The organism is Streptomyces sp. 147326, assembly GCF_045000215.1.
Taxonomy (GTDB): domain Bacteria; phylum Actinomycetota; class Actinomycetes; order Streptomycetales; family Streptomycetaceae; genus Streptomyces.
This window is the reverse complement of record NZ_CP134201.1, coordinates 3,436,374-3,457,514: the sequence shown is the minus strand read 5'-3', so window position 1 is coordinate 3,457,514 and position 21,141 is coordinate 3,436,374. Positions and strand designations below refer to the sequence as shown.

Annotated in this window: 24 protein-coding genes; 11 read left to right on the top strand and 13 right to left on the bottom strand. The window is 72.8% G+C overall.

Annotated elements, in window-relative coordinates:
• Positions 1-10 precede the first annotated feature (10 nt).
• From RIU97_RS15195 to RIU97_RS15180, 4 genes are read right to left on the bottom strand one after another with little or no spacing between them, the layout of a single operon-like run.
• Complete coding sequence (locus tag RIU97_RS15195; protein ID WP_404957085.1) at positions 11-628, bottom strand: hypothetical protein; 618 nt, start codon at positions 626-628, stop codon at positions 11-13.
• Positions 615-2,243: a substrate-binding and vWA domain-containing protein gene (locus RIU97_RS15190; RefSeq protein ID WP_404957083.1), complete on the bottom strand. Its 1,629-nt coding sequence runs from the start codon at positions 2,241-2,243 to the stop codon at positions 615-617. The genes RIU97_RS15195 and RIU97_RS15190 overlap by 14 nt, the downstream gene beginning before the upstream one ends.
• The gene (locus RIU97_RS15185) at positions 2,240-3,427 is read right to left on the bottom strand and encodes a toxic anion resistance protein (RefSeq protein WP_404957081.1); all 1,188 of its coding nucleotides are present in this window, start codon (positions 3,425-3,427) and stop codon (positions 2,240-2,242) included. The genes RIU97_RS15190 and RIU97_RS15185 overlap by 4 nt, the downstream gene beginning before the upstream one ends.
• Positions 3,428-3,438: 11 nt before the next feature.
• A complete protein-coding gene (locus RIU97_RS15180) occupies positions 3,439-4,518 on the bottom strand; it encodes a hypothetical protein (protein WP_404957079.1) in 1,080 nt (359 codons plus the stop codon).
• Positions 4,519-4,661: 143 nt separating this feature from the next.
• Between RIU97_RS15180 and RIU97_RS15175 the strand changes: the two genes are divergently transcribed.
• Entirely contained in the window at positions 4,662-5,111 is a 450-nt protein-coding gene (locus RIU97_RS15175; protein WP_404957077.1) for a hypothetical protein, read from the top strand.
• A gap of 157 nt (positions 5,112-5,268) precedes the next feature.
• Here RIU97_RS15175 and RIU97_RS15170 read toward each other — a convergent pair whose 3' ends face one another.
• The 3 genes from RIU97_RS15170 to RIU97_RS15160 form a co-directional block, all read right to left on the bottom strand.
• Complete coding sequence (locus RIU97_RS15170; protein WP_404957075.1) at positions 5,269-5,922, bottom strand: RDD family protein; 654 nt, start codon at positions 5,920-5,922, stop codon at positions 5,269-5,271.
• Between the two features lie 245 nt (positions 5,923-6,167).
• Positions 6,168-6,560 carry a hypothetical protein gene (locus tag RIU97_RS15165; protein ID WP_404957073.1) on the bottom strand — a complete coding sequence of 131 codons (393 nt, stop codon included), beginning with the start codon at positions 6,558-6,560 and terminating at the stop codon, positions 6,168-6,170.
• 91 nt (positions 6,561-6,651) lie between these two features.
• Positions 6,652-7,863, bottom strand: coding sequence for a pyridoxal phosphate-dependent aminotransferase (locus RIU97_RS15160; protein ID WP_404957071.1), 1,212 nt, complete (start codon positions 7,861-7,863; stop codon positions 6,652-6,654).
• 289 nt (positions 7,864-8,152) lie between these two features.
• Here RIU97_RS15160 and RIU97_RS15155 point away from each other — a divergent pair, with 289 nt between their 5' ends.
• From RIU97_RS15155 to RIU97_RS15130, 6 genes are all read left to right on the top strand, one after another.
• Complete coding sequence (locus tag RIU97_RS15155; RefSeq protein WP_404957068.1) at positions 8,153-8,302, top strand: hypothetical protein; 150 nt, start codon at positions 8,153-8,155, stop codon at positions 8,300-8,302.
• Between the two features lie 12 nt (positions 8,303-8,314).
• Positions 8,315-8,548: a hypothetical protein gene (locus tag RIU97_RS15150; RefSeq protein ID WP_404957066.1), complete on the top strand. Its 234-nt coding sequence runs from the start codon at positions 8,315-8,317 to the stop codon at positions 8,546-8,548.
• 85 nt (positions 8,549-8,633) lie between these two features.
• Entirely contained in the window at positions 8,634-9,110 is a 477-nt protein-coding gene (locus RIU97_RS15145; RefSeq protein WP_404957064.1) for a macro domain-containing protein, read from the top strand.
• On the top strand, positions 9,097-9,645 hold the full coding sequence (locus RIU97_RS15140; RefSeq protein ID WP_404957062.1) for a MepB family protein: 549 nt from the start codon (positions 9,097-9,099) through the stop codon (positions 9,643-9,645). The genes RIU97_RS15145 and RIU97_RS15140 overlap by 14 nt, the downstream gene beginning before the upstream one ends.
• A 52-nt stretch (positions 9,646-9,697) precedes the next feature.
• Positions 9,698-10,249, top strand: coding sequence for a GNAT family N-acetyltransferase (locus RIU97_RS15135; protein WP_404957060.1), 552 nt, complete (start codon positions 9,698-9,700; stop codon positions 10,247-10,249).
• Positions 10,250-10,374: 125 nt separating this feature from the next.
• Positions 10,375-10,728, top strand: coding sequence for a hypothetical protein (locus tag RIU97_RS15130; protein WP_404957058.1), 354 nt, complete (start codon positions 10,375-10,377; stop codon positions 10,726-10,728).
• Here RIU97_RS15130 and RIU97_RS15125 read toward each other — a convergent pair.
• Both RIU97_RS15125 and RIU97_RS15120 read right to left on the bottom strand, forming a co-directional pair.
• Positions 10,725-11,678, bottom strand: coding sequence for an IS481 family transposase (locus RIU97_RS15125; RefSeq protein WP_404954917.1), 954 nt, complete (start codon positions 11,676-11,678; stop codon positions 10,725-10,727). The two genes, RIU97_RS15130 and RIU97_RS15125, sit on opposite strands and share 4 nt — an antisense overlap.
• A gap of 155 nt (positions 11,679-11,833) precedes the next feature.
• The gene (locus RIU97_RS15120) at positions 11,834-12,280 is read right to left on the bottom strand and encodes a nitroreductase/quinone reductase family protein (protein WP_404957056.1); all 447 of its coding nucleotides are present in this window, start codon (positions 12,278-12,280) and stop codon (positions 11,834-11,836) included.
• A 106-nt stretch (positions 12,281-12,386) separates the two neighbouring features.
• Here RIU97_RS15120 and RIU97_RS15115 point away from each other — a divergent pair, with 106 nt between their 5' ends.
• Positions 12,387-13,340, top strand: a complete 954-nt coding sequence (locus RIU97_RS15115) for a LysR family transcriptional regulator (RefSeq protein ID WP_404957053.1) — start codon at positions 12,387-12,389, stop codon at positions 13,338-13,340.
• A 489-nt stretch (positions 13,341-13,829) separates the two neighbouring features.
• Here the strand turns inward: RIU97_RS15115 and RIU97_RS15110 are convergent, their stop codons facing one another.
• Positions 13,830-14,015 carry a hypothetical protein gene (locus tag RIU97_RS15110; RefSeq protein WP_319731346.1) on the bottom strand — a complete coding sequence of 62 codons (186 nt, stop codon included), beginning with the start codon at positions 14,013-14,015 and terminating at the stop codon, positions 13,830-13,832.
• A 184-nt stretch (positions 14,016-14,199) separates the two neighbouring features.
• On the opposite strand from RIU97_RS15110, the gene RIU97_RS15105 reads away from it, so the two are divergent.
• Positions 14,200-15,543 carry a carbohydrate-binding protein gene (locus tag RIU97_RS15105; RefSeq protein WP_404957051.1) on the top strand — a complete coding sequence of 448 codons (1,344 nt, stop codon included), beginning with the start codon at positions 14,200-14,202 and terminating at the stop codon, positions 15,541-15,543.
• A gap of 254 nt (positions 15,544-15,797) precedes the next feature.
• Here the strand turns inward: RIU97_RS15105 and RIU97_RS15100 are convergent, their stop codons facing one another.
• Genes RIU97_RS15100 through RIU97_RS15090 form a run of 3 tightly spaced genes read right to left on the bottom strand, consistent with a single transcriptional unit; the run spans position 15,798 to position 19,715 of the window.
• Positions 15,798-16,814: a YdcF family protein gene (locus RIU97_RS15100; protein ID WP_404957048.1), complete on the bottom strand. Its 1,017-nt coding sequence runs from the start codon at positions 16,812-16,814 to the stop codon at positions 15,798-15,800.
• A 23-nt stretch (positions 16,815-16,837) separates the two neighbouring features.
• Positions 16,838-18,418 carry an amidohydrolase family protein gene (locus RIU97_RS15095; RefSeq protein ID WP_404957046.1) on the bottom strand — a complete coding sequence of 527 codons (1,581 nt, stop codon included), beginning with the start codon at positions 18,416-18,418 and terminating at the stop codon, positions 16,838-16,840.
• A gap of 10 nt (positions 18,419-18,428) precedes the next feature.
• Entirely contained in the window at positions 18,429-19,715 is a 1,287-nt protein-coding gene (locus tag RIU97_RS15090) for an alanine racemase (RefSeq protein WP_404957044.1), read from the bottom strand.
• Positions 19,716-19,908: 193 nt separating this feature from the next.
• Between RIU97_RS15090 and RIU97_RS15085 the strand changes: the two genes are divergently transcribed.
• Together RIU97_RS15085 and RIU97_RS15080 are read left to right on the top strand one after the other, a co-directional pair.
• Positions 19,909-20,661 carry an IclR family transcriptional regulator gene (locus tag RIU97_RS15085; protein WP_404957041.1) on the top strand — a complete coding sequence of 251 codons (753 nt, stop codon included), beginning with the start codon at positions 19,909-19,911 and terminating at the stop codon, positions 20,659-20,661.
• On the top strand, positions 20,658-21,086 hold the full coding sequence (locus RIU97_RS15080) for a RidA family protein (protein WP_404957039.1): 429 nt from the start codon (positions 20,658-20,660) through the stop codon (positions 21,084-21,086). The genes RIU97_RS15085 and RIU97_RS15080 overlap by 4 nt, the downstream gene beginning before the upstream one ends.
• The last annotated feature ends 55 nt before the right edge of the window (positions 21,087-21,141 follow it).

The following is a 21,141-nucleotide window of genomic DNA, read 5'->3' as shown; positions in this document are numbered from 1 at the left end:
GGCAGCCGCCTCAGGACCGGCCCCGGTCCTCCAGATAGGTCGTATGCGTCTGCTGGCGCAGGGCCTCCGCCTCGCGGAGGGTCGCCGTCACGCGCTCCGCCTCCTCGAACAGCGCCGCCAGCTGCCGCTCCAGCTGCTGCTCCGGGGACTCGCCGCCCGGCGCGAGCCGCGCCCACCAGCGGGTCCGGTTGTAGGTGTCCACGCACTCCGGCACGTCCTGCCGGACCGCCCGGGACACCGTGTGCACCGACTCCGGATCGGCGGCCAGGACCTCCGCCACCCACCCCGGATCGAGCAGGGCCTCGTAGAACTCCAGGAGCTCGGCGAGCTTGTCCCCGGCGGCCGGCGGCAGCTCCACCTCCGCCAGGTACCCGCGCAGCCGCCCGAAGTCCTCCCGTACGAGGCCGAGTTGCTCGGCGGGCTCCGGGTGGTGCGGCGGCGCCACCCGCTCCGGCGGGGCGATCAGCGCGCCCGCGCCGTACAGCCCGGCGACCACCACCGGCCAGTACGCGCCCGCCACCCCGGCCAGGGTGAGGCCCAGGCCGGCCACCCCGCAGGCGGAGCCGGCCAGGTTCTTCTTCGACTCCAGGTAGCCGAGCAGCCGGCCGCCGACCCTACTGGTAGCCACGGATCTCCTCGAAGGCGCCGGCCAGCGAACCTCCCCCAGCTACCGCTGGGGGGACCCCCACGCCGGTGGCGTCGAAGAGCCGCCCGCCGGTCAGTTCGGTGATGTGGGTGAGCTCCTTGCGGTCCGAGTCCCCGAACAGCACCGCGAAGACCGGCGTCTGCTTCTGCGCCTCGGGCAGGGCCGCGTAGAAGGAGTCGAAGTGCTTGGCCCCGACGCCCTCGGTGTTCTCCCCGTCCGTCATCAGCACGATCGAGGTGAACGCGTCCGCGCCGCCCTTGCCGAGGTGCTGGTAGGCCGCCTCCAGGCTGCCGTAGACCGCCGTACCCCCCTCCGGCTCCAGCGACTTCACGTCGCCGCGGATCGCGTCCAGGGCCGGCCCCGGATTGCCGGGCTCGACGACGTGCGTGCGCACCTTCTTCACCTTGGACCCGAAGGGCAGCAGCGTCACCTCCTCGCGGTCCCGGAACCGCTGTCCCGTGCCCGAAGTCCCGCTGCCCGTCAGATCGGTGAGCGCCGACTTCAGCCGCCCGATGCGGTCCTCCTCGCTCATCGAACCCGAGGTGTCCAGCACGTACACCGTCCGCGAGGGCCGGCGCAGCTCGTTCTCGTACGAGGCCAGCAGCCCGTCCGCGACCGAACGCGAGCCGGGGAAGGGCAGCTCGTGCCGCTTCTCCGGGTCCAGCCCGGCGGCCGGCGTCACCCCGGCCGCGACCGGCCGGCGGAAGGTCTGCTCGGTGATCGCCTTCTGCGCCTCGGGGCCGCGCAGGTAGTCCGTCAGCGCCCGCCCCGCATCGCGGGCCCCTTCCGGGGCCGAGGTCAGCAGGGTCAGCGGGTAGTGCGCGGTGACCACGCCGTCGCGCGGCCGGATCACCGTCAGCGGCGCCTTCACGTCCTTCGCGTCCCGGTTCATGGACAGCAGCACCGACTCGTAGTTCACCAGCGCGTCCACGTCACCGCGCTTGCCGTACGCGGTCGCCAGCCAGCCGGAGGAACCCGAGGTCAGCTTCTGCCCGGCGAAGAACTCCTTCAGCTTGGGCTGGGCCGTCTTCACGTCGGCGTCGCTCAGCGCCGCCTGCGCGCCCGACAGCCCCGACGCCACCGAGACCAGGGCGGAGAAACCGGAGTTGGAGCGCACCGGGTCCGTCATCCCGTACGTCAGCTTCCCGCCGGCCACCGCCTCGTGCACCGCCGACCAGGTCACCTCGCCGGGCTTCCAGCCCAGCCGGGCCAGCGCCTCCGGCTTCACGCCGATGGCCACCGGCGAGGACATCACCGGGGTCTCGCTGGACAGCTTCCCGGCGGCCTCGGGCCGCAGCCGCAGGTAGTCGTTGGAGGACAGCCAGATCGCGTCGTACTTCCCGTCGGCCTTCCCCGAGGCGATCTGCTCGACCGCGTCGAGGGTCCCGGACGCGGTCAGGTCGACCGTGACCCCGGTGGCCGCCTTCGCGGCCTTCAGCACGGTCTCCATGTCGGAGAGCTCACTGGAGGCCAGCACCCGCAGGTGGCCCTCCTGGTACTTCGACTCCGCGGGCCCGGCCGGACCCTCGGAGGTGCAGCCCGTCGCCGTGGCGAGCGCGGCGAGTGCGATCAGCGCGCTGATCCAGCCCCGCCTCACCGGGCACCGCCTTCGAGCGCACTGGCGGTGCGGGTACGGGCCAGGTACGCCGAGGCGGTCTGCAGCTCCCCGGCCAGGGACTCCACGGTCGCGGCCATGTTCTGCGTGGCCTGCACCTTGAAGGTGTCGATCGCGTCGAGCGTCTTGTAGATCTGGGCGAAGGCCGTCCGCAGCGTCTCCGCGCCCACCGCCGGATCGGCCGCGATCCGCTGGATCTCGCCGCTCTGCGTGGACAGCATCTCCGCGTTGCCCCGGATCAGCTCCTCGGTGGTCCCCTTCAGGGCGTTGACCTGCTCGATCACCTTGCGCTGGTTGTCGAGGGCCGCGGCCAGCATGACCGCGATCCGCAGCGCCGAGACGGTGGTGGTGGCGGCCCGGTCCACGCCCTTGATCAGCTCGTCGTTGTTGCGCCGGACCACGTCCATCGCCAGGTAGCCCTGCGCGCAGACGGCCAGCTGCGTCAACAGGTCCTGGTGCTTCTGCCGGACCGGGAAGAGCACGTCCGCGCGCAGTGCGTCGGCCGCCTGCGGGTCGGTGTGCTCCGCCTCGGCGATCCGCTGCTCGACGGCCCCGTCCAGGGCCTCGGTGAGGACGGCGTACTCCTGGAGCTTGCCCATGCTCTCCCACAGGCGGGCCCGCTCGGTGTGCAGGGCCGCGTTGTCGCGGCGCAGCTCGTCCTGGCCGCTGCGCAACGAGCCCACGATCTTGTTGAGGGTGGCTTGCGAGGAGGCGTACTTGGCCACGTGGTCACGGAACCTGTTGCCGCCCGGCAGCTTCGCCAGCAGCTTGCCGAGCCCCTTGCCGGGGGTGTCCCGCGGGTCGAGGTCCTCGACGGTGCGGCGCAGTTCGACGAGGGAGCCGGAGACGCGGGCCTGGGCGTCGCCGCCGCCGTCCGCGCCGAGGGACCGTACGGCCCGCTCCAGCATCCGGTTGGACTGCTGGGCGGCGCTGCGCATGTCGGCCGCGCCGAGCCCTGCGATCTCGCCGATGCGGTGCGCGAACTCGGGGGAGCGGGTGTCGATCCCGGCGAGCGAGCCGACGTACTCACCGGCCCGGCGGGCCATCTCGTCGCGTACGCCGTCCTGCAGCGGGACCAGCCCGGCGGCCTGCTCGCGGCGGACGGGCGGGACCGGCTCGGGCGCGCTGAGGACGAAGGTGCCGTCCTCGGGAGGTGTCAGTGTCATGGTGTGGGCCCCTAACCCTTGGCGCGCTGGGCGAGCGCCATGAGGATCTTGACGGTGGGTGTGCCGACCTGGCGGATCCCGGTCAGCCCAGGGTTGAGGTAGCCGGCGTGCGGTGCGGTCGCGGCGGTGAACTCGGGCACGCCGTCCTGCGGGCGGAACCCGCGTTGCACGGCCAGCTCGCGCAGCCTCGGATCGGTGGCGAGGAGCGTGCCCAGCTCCTTCGCCTGCTCGGTGAGCGGGACGAAGGTGTGCGCCGTGTTGACGGTGGTGTCCGGGTAGAGCACGACCATGTCGCCGGGGTCCTGGTGCTGGAGCAACAGGGAGGCCACCTGGGACTCGTACACCAGGATCAGCGGTTCGCCGCTGCCGCTGATGAAGGCCCGGAACGGGTCGTCGGTGCTCTGTTCGAGGGCGCCCTGGACGGAGATCAGCTTGCGCATCAGCGGTGCGGTGCGCTCGATCCCGGCGTCGTCGGCGACCACGCTGTTGGCGTTCGCGACGTTGGAGGCGGCCGCGAGGAAGAGGGCGCCGGAGTTGGAGGAGGCCGGGTCGGTGGTCTTGATGAACAGCGTGCCGGTCAGCTCGGTGTGGGCGGAGGAGCCGGGCAGCTGCTGCCACGTGCGGTCCTCGGCGGCGGCCTTGAGGAAGGGGCCCATGAGCAGGGTCCCGAGGTTCTTGCCGGTCATCTTGGCGAGGCCGTTGTCGGCCAGCACCTTGGCGGCGTTGGCGCGGGCGATGACCACGAGCGGGGAGTAGAAGGGCTTGGTCTCCTGGGCGCCCTTGACCCCGGCGGCGGCCGCGACCTCCTTGGCGGGTTCACTGCTGCTGGGGAAGGCGAAGTCGAACTCCTTGAGGGCGAGCTGGTCCATCGCCCAGGAGCCCGAGGTCTCCGTCTTCACGGTGTAGCCCTTGGCGCCGAGGGCCTTGACGACGTCGGGGTCGCGGAAGAATTCGGACTTCTCCGAGCCGATGACGCCACGCACGGTCTTCGTTGCCGTGGTTTCTGGGTGATCCTGCCCCCGGAAGGCGACGACGTAGAGCACGCCGCCGATCAGGAGGAGGCCCAGGACGATTCCTAGGATGCGTCTCACGGGTGCAGCGTGCTCGCGGAAACCCACATTCCGCGATGAGTTGAATGAACGTCAGGTGTCCAGGCGGTCCCACTTCGAAATGCTGTGTGGGCCCGTGGGTGCTGGTGGGCGGGGCAGTGGCCCGGGAGGATCGGGGCATGGGCGTGAGCGCGTTGAAGTGGCAGGGCTGGCTGGTCGGCCTGGTGACGCTGGCCGGGCTGCTGGTGTTCGCCCCGCTGGGTCTGTACGTGTGGGCGAGCGGCGGCGAACCCCCCGGGGCGCCGCCCCGGGCGGCCCTGGAGGACGTACGGGTCACCGGGTGCCGAATCGATCCGGCGAGCCGGCGGGTGGTGGCCGCGGTGGAGGCGGCGGGACGGGCCGAGGGCGCCGGCGCGTACGTCGTCACGGTGGAGTTCCGCGACGGTGCCGAACCGGACCCGGAGCGCCGGGCCGCCCAGGCGCTGCTGAGGATCCCGGGCGTGGCCCCGGGCGCGACCGAGCACGGGGAGGCGGTCGGCCCGGTGTGGCCGGTGGCGACGGTGCCGTGGTGCGGGGTCGCGGGCGCCGAGTTCGAGCGGACGCCCGACACGCCCGACACGCCTGACGGGCCGTGACACGCCCTGACGGCGCCGCGATCGGCCCGCGTTCACCGGCGCGCGACACCTGCGTTGGCCGCCGCGTTGGTCACCGGCGTGCGTCACCGGCGTGCGTCACCGGCGTGCGTCACCGGCCCGCGCCGGGCGGCGCGGGCCGGTGTGCGCGCTCAAGGGGTCACTTGACCTTGACGACGACGGTGCCGCACACCTTGTCGGCGAAGGTCTGCTTCTTGGCGTCCCACAGCGGCCACAGCCAGCCGATGTAGCAGGGGATGCCGTCCAGCATGTGCGCCAGCTTGCGCACGAAGGCCATGCCGAAGCCGAGGGTCGCGCCGTCGGCCTCCTTGTGCAGGCTGATCCCGACGACCTTCTTGCCGGTCGTCTGGCCGGTGGTGCCCTCCTTGTGGAGCTGGAAGAGGCCCATGCCGATGGCGTACAGGAAGCCGACGAGGCTGAGCACACCGGCCGCCGCGGAGTCGGAGTCGCCGCCGGCGATGGCCGCGCCGATGCCGATCACCGCGTACATCGGGCCGGCGATGATCAGCGCGTCGAGCAGGTACGCGCCGACGCGCAGACCCCAGTGGGCCAGCGGCGGCATGCCCGCGCCCGGCATCCCCGGCATGCCCGGCATCCCCGGCTGCTGCGGGTAGCCGTAGGCCGGCGGCGGAGGCGTCTGCTGCGGGTAGCCGTACTGCGGAGCCGCGCCCTGCGGGGGCTGCTGCGGGTAGCCGTACTGCGGGGGGACGCCCTGCGGGGCCTGCTGCGGGTAGCCGGGCTGGCCCTGCGGGGGCTGCTGGCCGTAGGGATTGTTCGGGTCGCCGAAGCTCATCGGTGAAGTCTCTCCAGGCTGCTGAAACGGGGACGAAGCGGCGTGGAGGAGATGGACTTTGAGAGCGGCCTCCCCCGTGCTGCCGCGAACTTTCAGCCCTCATCGTGTTCGGAGCACCGGATTCTGTCCAATTCCCGCCCCTGCGGCGGGCCGCGGGAGGAGCCGCGGTGCGGGCCGCGCGAGGGTGGTCGGCACCGGGCTGTGGCACCCGGTCCGGAGCCTCCGCGGCCCCGGACCGGGGCCGTCTAGAGGGCGCCGGCCAAGTCCATGGACTTCAGGGCGGCGGCGTGCGCGTCCATGCGCTCGGCGGCGAGGATCGCGACGGTGGTGTCGGCGCGGGAGGCGGCGACGAGGAGGGCGCGGGCGGCGAGGTCGTGCGCGCGCTGGTGCAGCGCGGCGACGTCCGCGGCGGGGCGCCGCTGCGCACGCGCGGGCTGGGACCCGCGCAGCCGGGTGACCTGGACGGCGATCTCGGCGGCGGCCTCGTCGAGCCCGAGCTCGTCGGTGACGGCGAGCAGGGCCGCGAGGTGGCCGGCGAGCTGGATGTCCAGCGCTTCGCCGCGGCTGCTGTGCGGGTAGTCGGACGGGGCGGCGCCCATGCGGTGGACGACCGACTTGGTGCGGATCGGCTCGTACATGAGGAGGCCTCCTGCGTGGTCAGGAGACCATCCTACATTGGATTGGTTCTAAAGTTGAGCTGGATCCTGCCGCTGGTCGCCGCGTCCGCCGCTAGAACTGGCTGTAGCCGTCGAGGAAGTTTCCGATCCGCGTCACGGCATCGGCCAGATCCGTGGCGTTCGGCAGGGTCACGATCCGGAAGTGGTCGGGCTCGGGCCAGTTGAAGCCCGTACCGTGCACGACCATGATCTTCTCGGCCCGCAGCAGGTCGAGGACCATCTGCCGGTCGTCCTTGATCTTGTAGACGGACGGGTCCAGCCGCGGGAAGGCGTACAGCGCGCCCTTCGGCTTCACGCAGGTGACGCCCGGGATCTGGGTGAGCATGTCGTACGCGACGTTGCGCTGTTCCAGGATGCGCCCGCCGGGCAGGACCAGGTCCTCGATCGACTGCCGGCCGCCGAGTGCGGTGGCCACGGCGTGCTGCGAGGGCATGTTCGCGCACAGGCGCATGTTCGCCAGGACCGTGAGGCCCTCGATGTAGCAGGAGGCGTGCTTCTTCGGGCCGCAGACCGCCATCCAGCCGGCCCGGTAGCCGGCGACGCGGTAGTTCTTCGAGAGCCCGTTGAAGGTCAGCGTCAGCAGGTCGGGGGCGATGGCGGCGGTGTTGTGGTGCACGGCGCCGTCGTAGAGGATCCGGTCGTAGATCTCGTCCGAGCAGACGACCAGGTTGTGGCGGCGGGCGATGTCCGTCAGCCCGCGCAGCATCTCCTCGTCGTAGACCGCGCCGGTCGGGTTGTTCGGGTTGATGATCACGATCGCCTTGGTGCGGTCGGTGACCTTGCGCTCGATGTCGGCGAGGTCCGGCATCCAGTCGGCCTGCTCGTCGCAGCGGTAGTGCACGGCCGTGCCGCCGGCGAGGGAGACGGACGCGGTCCACAGCGGGTAGTCCGGCGCCGGGACCAGCACCTCGTCACCGTCGTCGAGCAGCGCCTGCATCGACATCTGGATCAGCTCGGAGACGCCGTTGCCGAGGTAGATGTCCTCGACGTCCAGGTCGATGCCCTTGGTCTGGTAGTGCTGCATGACCGCGCGGCGCGCGGAGAGCAGCCCCTTCGCGTCACCATAACCGTGGGCGTTGCCCAGGTTGCGGAGCATGTCCTCAAGGATCTCCGGCGGGCAGTCGAAGCCGAAGGCCGCGGGGTTGCCGGTGTTGAGCTTGAGGATGCGATGACCTGCTGCTTCGAGCCGCATGGCCTCTTCGAGCACGGGCCCGCGGATCTCGTAGCAGACATTGGCGAGTTTGGTTGACTGGATCACCTGCATGACGGGAGCTTACGGGCCCGGGAGCAGGCGTGACGCGCCTTTTCGGAGAGAGACTCGAAGAGCGAAATGTCCTATTTCGGGCAATGGGTGGGTGGTGACGTGGTCCCCCCTTGGAATCCGGGGCCATGCCCGCGTTCCGGCCTGCGGAATGGGTGCGTGCGGACCGCGCCGAAGTGGGGGATGTTGCACTCGTCACCTCGGGAAACGGCTGGGAACCGAGGGTGACTGAGTACGCCGCATGAGTACGCGCACTCATGTGGCGGGGCGCGGGTGCGGTGAGGCTGGGCGCATGAACCAGGGCGAGTGGAAGCCGGCGGACTACCGCCGGGGGACGGAACGCATCGGCACGGTGATCGTGGCCGTGGCGGGTGCCCTCATGGCGGCAGGGGCGGTCTTCATGGCCCTGCTCTTCCTGGTGTACCTGAACAGCGGCTACTGAGGGGCGCGAGCAGTGGAGTTCGTAGTCGGTGACATGGCGATCACCACGGTCGGCACGGACGGCGACGACCGGGCGATCGAGTTCCTGGTCAGACCGGAAGGAGCCGCGGAGGACGGACACTTCGCGATCTTCCGCGAACACGACGAGGGCTGGGAGTCCGCCCGGATCACCATCGCCCCGGAGTCGGCCGCGATTCCGGTGGCGGCGGTGGAGTGGGCGGTGGAATTCGCGCGCGAGTACCTGTGAGGGGCGGCGGGGTGGCGGGACGGCCGGGCGGGGGCTTCCGTCCGGCCGTCCCGCGTTGTCAGTGGTCCCGCGTAACGTGCGGGAGATGAAGCCGCTCAGGATCATCGCCGGGGACGCGACGAGTCCCCAGGCCAAGGGGCCCAAAGTCATCGCCCATGTCTGCAATGACCTCGGCGGGTGGGGGAAGGGCTTCGTGCTGGCCGTCTCGAAGCGGTGGCCCGAGCCCGAGGCGGCGTACCGGGCCTGGCACCGGGGGCGCAGCGGGAACGACTTCGGGCTCGGCGCCGTGCAGGTGGTGCGGGTGAAGCCCGATGTGTGGGTGGCCAACATGGTCGGGCAGCGGGGGATGCGCACCGGGAGCGGGGGGCCGCCGATCCGGTACGACGCCGTTCGGCGCTGCCTCGGCGCGCTGGCCGATCACGCCGTCGAGCTGGGTGCCGGTGTCCACATGCCGCGCATCGGGTGCGGGCTCGCGGGCGGCTCCTGGTCGCGCATCGAGCCGCTGATCACCGACGAGTTGTGCGCACGGGACGTGGAGGTGACCGTCTATGACCACGGGTGACCCGGGCGTGTGGGCGGGTGCGGGGGCGGGTGCGGTGCACGAGGATCTCCTCGTGGCGAAGGCGCTGGTCTACGACCGGTGCGGGTTCACGTGCTCCCGGCCGGTCGCCGAGGCGGAGAGCGCCGAGTACGGGGCGTACGAGTTCACGCTGGACGGGCTGCGCGTGACCTTCCGCGCGGCCAGGACGACCCCGACTAAGGCCGGGCAGTTCGTCACGGTGTGGAAGCGGTCCGAGGCCGGGCCGATCCGGCCGTTCGACGTGGGGGACCCCGTCGACCTCGTCGTGGTCAGTGCCAGGGACGGAGACGGTTTCGGGCAGTTCGTGTTCTCCCGCGAGGTGCTCCGGGAGCGCGGCGTCCTGTCCGTGAACGGGTCCGGCGGGAAGCGTGCCTTCCGGGTGTACCCGCCGTGGGTCGCGGTGGAGAGCCGGCAGGCCCGGGGAACGCAGGCGTGGCAGGCCGCGTGCTTCCTGGACGTGGGCACGGGCGCCGCGGTCGACCTCACCCGGGCCCGGGCCCTGCACCGGGCGGCCTAGGAGCCGGTGTCGGCGACGGGGCCGGGCGGGGTGGGCGTGGCACGATCGCGGCATGGAGTACCGGTACGCCACCGAGGCCGACGCGCCCGCCATGGCCGAGCTCTTCGCCGCCAACCACCACGACGCCCTGACGGAGCGGCAACGGACGGAGCAGGGGTTCGTGCAGGGCCGCTTCGACGCCGGCGTCCTGCGGGCGATGGCCCGGGCCGGGGAGCTGCTGGTCGCGGACGACCGGGGCCGGGTCGCCGGCCTGCTCGCCCTGTCGGTCGCCGAGGACCTGGCCGATCCGCCGCCGGCGGTCGCGGGGCTGCTCCGGGCCCAGGACGCGCTGGAGTGGGACGGGCGCCCGCTCGGCGAGGCGCGGTGGCTGCTCTACGGGCCTGTCGTGGTCGATGCCGCGTACCGGGGGCGGGGCGTGGCCCGGTCCCTGTTCACCATGGCCGTGGCGGCGGCCTCGGAACGGGCCGACGCGGTGGTGGCGTTCATCGAAGCCGGCAACGTGCCGTCCTGGAAGGTGCACGTCGACGGCTTCGGCATGGTCCCGCTGGGCGACTACGTCGCGGGCGGACGCACGTACAGCGCCGTGGCCGCACCGACCACCTAGGGCCCGCCAGGGCAGTGCGCTGCGGGCGCGCCACGCCGAGCGATCTTGGAGGATCGATTCGTCCCGTTCCGTCCTCCTAGGGTCGTGCCCGCACGCCCCCGCTCCCTCGTAAGGGATTCCTCCCCATGAAGCTCCGCAACGCCGCGGCGGCCGCCCTGGCCGCGTTCGCCCTGGCCCTGTCGCTGCCCGGATCGGCGCTGGCCGCCACCGGCCACTTCCCCTACAAGTACGTCGACGACCTGGGGCAGGAGCAGACCCTCACGCTGACCGACCCGCACAGCGGCAAGTGCATCAACCTGCGGGCGGTCGGCTCCGACGAGTTGCTGCCCGGATACGGCCCGCACAACCGGACCGACACCCCGGTGACCGTCTACAAGGGGGCGAACTGCAAGGGCTCCGAGTACCGGCTGCGGGCGCACGGCAACCCGGCGCGCGACGACCTCGAAGTGCGCTCGGTGAAGTTCGAGGCCGCGGCCTAGGTGTATTGCCCTGTGAGGTTGGGGACGCGGCTGGCGGGTGGTTTGCCTGCGAGCGCGGTGTGTCCGCGGTGGTGATTGTAGGTGTGTAGCCACTGCGGGAACGCGTCGCGTCGTTCCTGCTCGCACTGGTAGGGACGGGCGTAGGCCCATTCCTCCAGGAGGGTGCGGTTGAGGCGTTCGACCTTGCCGTTGGTCTGGGGCCGGTAGGGCCGGGTTCGCTTGTGGGTGATCCCGGCCGCTGCCAGGGCGTCGCGCCAGGTGTGGGATTTGTAGCAGGCCCCGTTGTCGGTCAGGACCCGTTCCACGGTGATCCCGCACGAGGTGAAGAACGCCTGTGCCCGCTGCCAGAAGGCGGTCGCGGTCTCCTTCTTCTCGTCGGTCAGGATCTCGCTGTAGGCGAGGCGGGAGTGGTCGTCGACGGCGGTGTGGATGTAGCTGTAGCCCAGGCGGGGCCGCTTCTTGCGGCCGGCCTGGCGGCCCAGGGTCTTGTGGCCGCCGCCGTCGGGGATGTTGCCGAGCTTCTTGATGTCCACGTGCACCAGTTCGCCGGGCTTCTCGCGTTCGTAGCGGCGTATGACACGGCCGGTGGCCCGGTCCAGATGGCTCAGGCGGGCCAGCCCGAAGCGGGTCAGGACGCGGTGCACGGTCGAGGGCACCAAATCCAGCAGGTGGGCGATGCGGGCCGGTCCCCAGCGGCGCAGGACACGGACCTTGATGATCCGGCGTTCGGTGCGGTTCGGGATCCGGCGTGGGCTGTGATGCGGGCGCGAGGACCTGTCACGCATGCCCGCCTCGCCGTGATCGCGGTAGCGGTCGGCCCACCGCTGGGCCGTGGTCGGCGAGACCCGGAAACGCTCGGCGGCCCGCCGCAGCGGCCAGCCGTCCACGACCACGCAGTGGGCCAGGCGCAGCCGTCCGGTCTCGGTCAGGGGTGCATTACGGTGGGGCACGAGGGCCTTTCTGGTCGGTGTAGACGTCGCAATCCACACCGAACCCGGAAGGCCCTCACCCGTTCAAGACGCCTCAGCCGAGACCTGCATCACCCGTCCACAACCTCCCGGGGCAATACAACTAGGGGCCGTCGGAAACCGGCTCCGTACGTGCGCTACCCCTCCAGGATCACCAGAGGGATCTCGCGCGGCCGGGCGGCCCTCTGGTCGTCCTCGAACGGGGGCCAGAGGGCCGTCATCATGTCCCAGTACGTCTCCCGCTCCTCCGGCGTGGCCGTGCGCGCCGTCGCCTTCACGGTGGCGGCCCCGACCTGCAGGCGGACCTCCGGGTGGGCCGTGAGGTTCCGGTACCAGTGCGGGTGGTCCGGCGCCCCGTACCCGGCGGCCAGGACGATGAAGCGGCCCGCGTCCTCGCCGTAGATCAGCGGGGTGCGGACGGTGCGGCCGGTGGCGCGGTCCACCGTGGTGAGCAGCAGGGTGGGAACGCCGTGCCACAGGTGCCCGTCGGCGCCCGCGGTCGTCACGTAGGCGCGGACGTGGTCGAGCCGTGGTCCGGGTCGCGGGTCCGTGGGGTGGTCCCAGTCGACATCGAGTGCGTGCATTTACCTGTCCTTAGGGTTGCGGCCCCCTGGCGGCTAACGAGCATTAACGATTCTGGATGCGCACGACCCGTAGCGCACGCCTGCAGGTCTGGACCAAGCTCGTCGCATGGACCTGGAGCTGAGGCACCTCAAGATCGTCAGGGCCGTCGCCGACGCCGGGAGTCTGACCCGGGCCGCCACCGTCCTCGGCCTCGCGCAGCCCGCGCTGAGTACCCAGCTGAAGCGGATCGAGCGGGCGCTGGGCGGGACGCTGTTCGTGCGCGGGCGGGAGGGCGTACGGGCCACCGCGCTCGGGGAGCTCGTACTGGAGCGGGCGCGGGTGCTGCTGCCCGCGGTGTGCGAGCTGCAGGAGGAAGCCCAGCGGTTCGCCCGGCAGGGGGCGGCGCACGGCCACCGGCTCGGCGGGACGCACGGGCCGCTGCTCGGCGGGCTCGTGGACCGGCTCGCCCGTGAGGCGCCCGGGGTGCCGGTGACCACGTACACCTCCTGGTCCGAGCGGGAGGTCGCCGGGAGCGTCGCCGACGGGCGCCTGGACTTCGCGCTGGTCGGGGTCTGCGGGGAGAGCGCCCCGCCCGAGCCGGGGCGCCTCGCCTGGATGGAGGTGGCGCGGGACCCGGTGCACGTGATGCTGGCCGAGGACCATCCGCTGGCCCTCGCCCCGCGCGGGGAGGTCGAGCTGGCCGAGCTGGCCGCCGAGGCGTGGGCGGACGTACCGGGCGACGGGTGCTTCGGGGACTGCTTCGCCGCGGCCTGCGTACGGGCCGGGTTCACGCCCGCCTGCGTCTACGAGACCGACACGGCGTCGTGCGTGCACCTGGTGCAGGTCGGGCGGGCGGTCGGGCTGTGCCGGGCGACCTTCCCGGCGACCCCGGGGGTGGTCACGCGGCCGCTGGCCGGGACCCCGCTGGTGTGGCGGCACCTGCTGGGCTGGCATCCCGCGGCGGGGGCTGCCGCCGGGGCTGCGGGGGTGCTGGCGCATGCGAGGGCCGCGCATGCGGAGGCCTTGGCCAGGGCGGCCGGCGGGGGGTTGCGGGCGGCCCTGCCGTGGTCTGCCGCGTAGCCCGCCCGGCCGCGGCCCCTTCTCCCGGGGCTCCGCCCCAGACCCCGCGCCTCAAACGCCGGCGAGGCTAAAAGACCGGGGCTCCGCCCCAGACCCTGCGCCTCAAGCGCCGGCGGGGCTGATAGATCGGGGCTCCGCCCCAGATCCCGCGCCTCAAACGCCGGCGGGGCTGAAAGACCGGGGCTGCGCCCCAGACCCTGCGCCTCAAGCGCCGGCGGGGCTGATAGATCGGGGCTCCGCCCCAGACCCCGCGCCTCAAACGCCGGCGGGGCTGAAAGGCCGGGGCTGCGCCCCAGACCCTGCGCCTCGATCGCCGGCGGGGCTGAAAGGCCGGGGCTGCCCCCAGGCCCCGCGCCTCGAACGGACCCCGCCCGCCTCGAGCGCCGGGGGGCGGAAAGAGTCGGGGCTCCGCCCCGGACCCGGGCCTCGAATGCCGGCGAGGCTGGATGTGGCGGGGCCGGGGCGGTGGGCAGCCTTGGGGCGGGCTGCTTAGGGCAGGTACCGCTCGATGACCTGCGGGCCCTCCTTCTCGATCAGCTCGCGTGCCTTCGCGACCCGCTCCGGAGTCGGGTCGTGGCCGGTCACCATCACGAGGTCCTCGGGGTCGTACGGCCGTTCCCCGCCCGTGAAGAGCCGGTCCGACCGTGTGGGCTGCTCGTCGGGTTCACTGACCATCGCGTACCTCCTACGGTTTCCCCTTCCCCTGGCCCCATGGTCCGGCCACCGGCCCATGAACGCACTTCGGCCGCCGCCGCCCCGCGGGCATAACACCGGGGGAGGGGTCAACCGGCAGCTCCCGCAGGCCGGTTCGGATTTCTACGGTTTCCGCAGACCCCACCGGAAACCGAGGAGATCCCCCATGCTCAAGCGACACGCCCGCGCGGCGTGTACCGCCCTGGCCGCCGCCGGGCTGCTGCTGGCCGGGACGAGCGGTGCCACCGCCGGCTCCGCCCCCGCCGCCCCCTCGGCGGCGACCACCCTGCGCACCGCCGACGCCCCGCCCGAGCTGCTCGCCGCCATGCAGCGCGACCTCGGCCTGACCCCCACGCAGGCCAAGGCACGACTCGCGCACGAGGCCGAGGCGGGGGCCACCGCCGCCCGGCTGCGGATGCGGCTCGGCGCCGCGTTCGCCGGGGCCTGGGTGGACGGGGCCGACGCCGCCACCCTCACCGTCGCCACCACCCGCGCCGCCGACACCGCCGCGATACGGGCCACCGGGGCCACGGCGAAGCTCGTCAGCCGCACCCTGGCCGACCTGGACTCCGCCAAGGCCGCCCTGGACGGGGCGGCCACCGCCGGGACCCCCGTGCGGTACGTCGACCCGCGCTCCAACACCCTCGTCGTCGAGGAGGCCGAGCCGGGAGCGGCCGCGCGGCTGCTGGCCGCCACCGGGACCGACGCGGCCCTGGTCACGGTGGTCCGTACGGCCGAGGCCCCGCGTCCCCTCTACGACCTGCGCGGCGGGGACGCGTACTACATGAACGGCAGCGGCCGCTGCTCCGTGGGCTTCCCGGTCACCAAGGGGACCACCAACGGCTTCGCCACCGCCGGGCACTGCGGGCGCGCCGGCACCACCACCAGCGGCTTCAACCAGGTCGCGCAGGGTTCCTTCCAGGCCTCGGTCTTCCCGGGCAACGACATGGCCTGGGTGGCCGCCAACGCCCAGTGGGCCTCGACCCCGTACGTGAAGGGCAGCGGGGGCGCGAACGTGCAGGTCACAGGCTCGGTGCTGCAGCCGGTCGGGGCCTCGGTGTGCCGTTCCGGCTCGACCACCGGATGGCACTGCGGCACGATCCAGCAGCACAACACCAGCGTCACCTACCCCGAGGGCACCATCTCCGGCGTGACCCGTACGACGGTCTGCGCCGAGCCGGGCGACTCGGGAGGCTCCTACATCTCGGGGAGCCAGGCCCAGGGCGTGACCTCGGGCGGTTCCGGCAACTGCTCCAGCGGCGGGACCACCTTCTTCCAGCCGCTGAATCCCATCCTGTCGGCGTACGGACTGACCCTCAAGGTCACCGGCGGCGACCCGGGCCCCGGCCCCGGTGAGCCCGAGCCGGGCGGCACCTGGAAGGCGGGCACCGTCTACGCGGCCGGCGCCACCGTCACCCACGGCGGCGCGAGCTACCGCTGCATCCAGGGGCACCAGGCGCAGACGGGCTGGGAGCCGCCGAACGTCCCGGCGCTCTGGCAGCGCCTGTAGCAGAACGGGAGAGTGCCGGTGCCGTGGCTGCCAAGGGGGGAGTCACGGCACCTCCGCGCGCCCGGGCCACAGGTGGAAGCACGGACGACGGCACACGAACACGCCGGAAGCCCGCTTCCACCGCACCCCGCACCCCGCCGCCGGAGGCGTCTCCCTCACCGCCACCTCCGCGTTCGCGGCCCCGGCCGTCACCACCGGCGTCACCACCGGCGTCCCCCACATCCTCGAGCTCGTCTTCGGCTGAGCGGACGGGGTCAGACGAGGACCGCGGCCAGCGTGCCGAGCGCGCCGAGGACGGTCAGCAGGCCGCAGATCGCGAGGTTCACCGTCCGGTGCTCCCAGAAGACCGCGACGAACTCCCGGATGGTGGCGCTCGGCCAGTAGTACTTCGCGGTGGGGGAGCCCAGGACCTGCCCGTTGACGCCGGTCTTGCGGGCCAGCATCGCCGCCCGGAAGGCGTGGAAGTTGTTGGTGACCACCACGCACCGGTAGGCCGGATCGTGCTCCTCCATGATCTCCCGGCTGAAGCGCATGTTCTCCTCGGTCGTGGCGGACCGGTCCTCCAGCACGATGTGCTCCGCCGGCACGCCCTCCGCGATCAGCCAGTCCGCCATCGCCCGGGCCTCCGCGACCTTCTCGTCCGAGCCCTTGCCGCCCGAGACCAGCAGCACCGGCGGCCGGCCGTCCCGGGCCAGCTGGCCCTCGTAGATCTGCTGTCCCTTGCGCAGGCGCGAGGCCAGCAGCGGCGGCACGCGGTCCCCGCCGATCAGGCCCGAGCCCAGCATGACCACGTGGTCGACGTCGCCGCGGACCTTGATCCGCCCGTAGAGGAAGGCGTAGCCGAGGAAGCAGAAGAAGACGAAGGAGACGTAGCCGGCCACCACGGTGAGCGTTCCGGCGATGCCGCCCAGCACCGGGGAGCCGACCACGCCGACGAGGATCAGCAACGCGATCAGCGCGAAGATCGCGAGGCCCGCGAGCATCGACAGCAGGTTGGCCGGCCGCAGGCCCTCCTTGCGGACCATGGTCACGCCGTTGCGGACGAGGAAGACGCCCAGCGCCAGGGTGCCGAACGCGGGTGAGGCGAAGGCGAGCACGACGACCGTGACGGCCGCCCAGGTGGGCAGCTTGCCCACCTGGAGGAACAGGGCGGAGCAGGCACTGAGGAAGGTCAGCCCCAGGAGCACGGCGTTGCTGAAGCGGCGCCGGTCCTGCCGGACGCTTATGCAGAATGCGAGGAAGAGCAGGGCGGCGAGGGAGAAGGCGACCATGCCGCCCATCGTAGGTGTCGGATCTACCGAAGATCGCGTGCGGTGCGGCGCACGGAACGCCCGGCCAGCACGTCCGTCCGGCGCCCGTCGCGCATGACGAACAGCCCGTCGATCAGGACGTGCGGGATGCCGGTCGGCAGCACCCGCGGCCGCTCGTACGTGGACCCGGCCGCGACCGTGCCGGGGTCGAAGAGGACGAGGTCGGCGCGGTGGCCCACGCGGACCAGGCCCCGGTCGGGCAGGCGCAGGCGGGCCGCGGGGCGGCCCGCCAGGTGCGCCACGCACTCCTCCAGCGAGAGCAGGCCGAGTTCGCGGACGTAGTGGCCGAGGTAGTGCGGGAAGGTGCCGTAGGCGCGCGGGTGCGGTTTCGCGCCCTGGAGGATGCCGTCGGAGCCGCCGGTGTGGACGCGGTGGCGCATGATCGCCCGGACGTTCTCCTCGTGGCCGACGTGCTGGAGGACGGTCGGCGCGAGGCGGTCGTCCAGCAGCAGCCGGCGGGCGGTCTCCCAGCCGTCCAGGCGCGTGCCGACGTACGCGGCGAGGGCGGGATCGGCGACGCCCGAGATCTCTACCGTGGACCAGTCGACGGGGACGCCGTGGCAGCCGTCCGCGCCCTCCACTTCCAGCGCGTGGCGGATCCGCCCGGCCTGGGCGTCGTCGCGCAGGCGGGCCAGGACCGCCTCCGGGCCGCCCTCGTTCGCCCAACTGGGCAGGAGCGCGACGAGGGTGGTGCAGCCGGGGGTGTACGGGTAGCTGTCGAGGGTGATGTCGGCGCCCTCGGCGAGGGCCGCGTCGAGCAGGGCGAGCAGCTCGGGGGCGCGGCCCTCGTTCTCGCCGAAGTTCATGGTGGCGTGGGCCAGGTGCAGGGCGCAGCCGGCCTCCCGGGTCAGCGCGACCATCTCGGCGTAGGCGGCCAGCGCGCCGTGGCCGTACGAGCGGTGGTGCGGGCAGTAGTAGCCGCCGTACTCCGCCACCACCCGGCACAGCTCCGTCAGTTCGGCGCCGGAGGCGTACATGCCGGGGGTGTAGGTGAGGCCGGAGGACATGCCGACGGCGCCCTGCGCCAGGCCGTCGGCGACGAGCTCGCGCATCCGGTCCAGCTCGGCCGCGGTCGCGGGGCGGTCGTCCCAGCCGAGGGCGTGGGCGCGGACGGTGCCCTGCGGGACGAGGTAGGCGGCGTTCACGGCGATGCCCCGGCCGCCGTGGGCCCGGTCCAGGCGGTCGAGGTAGCCGCCGACCGTGCGCCAGTCGAAGTCCACGTCGTCGCCCGGCCCGTTCCAGCCGGCGATGGCGGCCCGTACCCCGGCGAGCGTCCGGTCGTCGGCGGGCGCGTACGACAGGCCGTCCTGGCCGAGGACTTCGAGGGTGACGCCCTGGGCGGCCTTCGCGCTGTGGTCCGGGTCGCGGAGCAGGGCGAGGTCGCTGTGGGCGTGCATGTCGACGAAGCCGGGCGCGAGGGCGAGGCCGTGTGCGTCGAGGGTCCTGCGGCCCCCGGGGAGCGAGCCGATCTCGGCGATCCGGCCCTCGTGGACGCCGACGTCCGCGGTGTACGAGGGCCCGCCCGTGCCGTCGACGACGCGGGCCCCCCGGATGACCAGGTCCACCGGTCCGCTCCTAGAAGAAGGTGCGGACGTAGTCGGTGACGGTGCCGTCGGCCTCCACGACCGGGATCAGCGGCCACTTCTCGAAGATGGTGCAGGGGTGCGACATGCCGAGTGCCACCAGGTCGCCGACCTGGATGTCGTCGGCCGAGTCGGTCTCCAGCCAGGCGTGCTGGTCGGACAGTTTGACCACGCGGACGCCGGTGGCCGGGCGTTCGACGCCGGTGAGGGCGTCGCGGACCAGCTCGGCCTCGGGCAGGCCCAGGTCGTAGGCGATGTCGCGCTTGCCCGCGTTGACGAAGGCCTGGGTGGGGGAGGGCCGGGAGACGACCTGGGTCCACAGCCGGAACGCCGGGCGCAGGCCGCCCTCTTCGGGGTGCCGGTTGAAGGGGGTGAGGCGGGTGTACCAGCCGTGGTCGTGCGAGACGTACGCACCGGAACGGAGCAGCTTGAGCGTGGGGCGGGACAGCTCCGGGAGCTCGGCGAAGACGTCGGCCACGGCGTCGAACCAGGCCGAGCCGCCGGCGCTGACGACGATCTCCTCCAGGTCGGGGGCGAAACGGCCCGCCTTGTCGAACTCGACGGCCAGGCCGGTGAGCCGGCGCAGGTACGCGTGGACGCGTTCCGGGTCGGCGTCGGGCACCTCGGCCTCGTAGCCGCCCGTGCCGACCAGGCGCAGGGTGGCGGTGGCGGCGACCGCGTCGGCGACGGCGCGGCAGTCCTCCTCGGTACGGGCCCCGGTGCGGGCGCCCTCGCCGGCGCCGAGCTCGACGACCACGTCGACGACGGCGGGCGCGTCGCGCAGGGCGCGGTCCATGAGGTGGACCCCGCGCACGGAGTCGACGTAGCAGACGAAGCGGAAATCGGGGTCGGCGGCGAGCTCGCCGGCGACCCAGCGCAGGGCTGCGGGATCGACGAGCTCGTTGGCGAGGAAGATCCGCTGGATGCCGAAGGCGCGGTAGACGCGCGCCTGGTGGGGGACGGCGGCGGTGATGCCCCACGCGCCGTGGTCCAGCTGGCGGCGGAACAGCTGCGGGGACATGCAGGTCTTGCCGTGCGGGGCGAAGGCGAGGTCGTGGCGGGCGGCGTAGGCGCCGAGCGCGGCGAGGTTGTGCTCCAGCGCGTCGGCGTCGAGCGTCAGGACGGGCGTGGTGAAACCGCCGGTGTGGAGGTCCCGGCGCTGGGCGGCGAGCTGCCCGACGGTGAGGCCCTGCGTCTGGGCGTCCGGCGGGAGCCCCTTGAACCGGTGGTCGACCGGCTCGTCGGCGAGGTCCTTGACGGGGTCGCTGTCGCTGGCCATGCGGGTGCCTCCCGGGGTTGCGTGGTATGCAACGGTCGTTGCGTATGCCGCTGCATGCTGTCTAACATCCCGGGTGACGGTGGGTCAACGCGCGCCGCCGCTGCTGGGGCTGCGCCCCAGACCCCGCGTCCGGGCGGAGCCCGGTGCCCGGCGGAGCCGGGTTGGTCTGGACGCGTACGGAAGGGGACGAGCAATGAGCCAGTCCGTGGCACGGGCACTCGCGGTCCTGCCGTTGCTCGCGAACGGCCCGGCCGCCCTGGGCGCGGTCGCCGACGAGCTCGGCGTGCACAAGAGCACCGCCCTCCGCCTCCTCCGCACGCTGGACGAGCACGGCTTCGTCTACCGCCAGGCCGACGGCCGCTACCGACTGGGGTCGAAGCTCTTCGCGCTCGCCGCCGAGGCCATGGAGAACCTCGACGTCCGGGAGATCGCGCACCCCCACCTCGTCGAGCTCAACCGGGCCACCGGGCACACCGTTCACCTCGCCCTCCACCAGGAGGACGAGGTCGTGTACGTCGACAAGGTCGACAGCCGCTACCCCGTCCGCATGTACTCCCGCATCGGCAGGCCCGTGCCCCTCACGGTCGCCGCCGTCGCCAAGCTGCTCCTCGCCGACCTCCCCGAGGCCGAGCGCCGTGCCCTCGCCGAGCGGATCGAGTACCCCCGCTACACCCCCCGCTCCACCCCGGACGCCGCCGCCTTCCTCCGCGAGCTGGACCTCGTGCGCGAGCAGGGCTGGGCCACCGACCTCGGCGGGCACGAGGAGTCCGTCAACTGCCTCGGCGCGCCCGTACGCGGGCCGGACGGGCGGGCCGTCGCCGCGCTGTCCGTCTCCGCGCCCGGCGTGGTCGTCCCCGCGGAGGGGCTCCTCGAACTGCTGCCGCAGGTGCTCCGTACCGCCGATGCCATCAGCCAGGACTATTCAGGAGCACAGGAGAGAACGTGACCGCGAGCACCGCAGGCACCGCGAAGACCGCCATCACCCCCGACACCCACACCGTTGCGCCCGCGAGGTTCTCGCACGGCGTGCGCAAGGGGAACATCCTCCAGGTCGCCGGCCAGGTCGGCTTCCTCCCGCACGTCGACGGGCAGCCTCCCACCCCCGCCGGGCCGACGCTGCGCGAGCAGACCCTGCAGACGCTGGAGAACGTCCGCTCCGTGCTGGAGGCGGGCGGCGCGAGCTGGGACGACGTGATGATGATCCGCGTCTACCTCACGGACACCGCGCACTTCGCCGAGATGAACGGCATCTACAACACCTACTTCGAGGAGCAGGGCCTGAAGGAGGCCCCCGCCGCCCGCACCACCGTGTACGTGGGCCTTCCGGCCGGGCTGCTCGTCGAGATCGACGCCCTCGCCGTCCTCGGCTGAGCCGCGGCCGGCCGGGACATGCGGGTGGGGCGCCCCCCTGGCGGCGGGGCGCCCC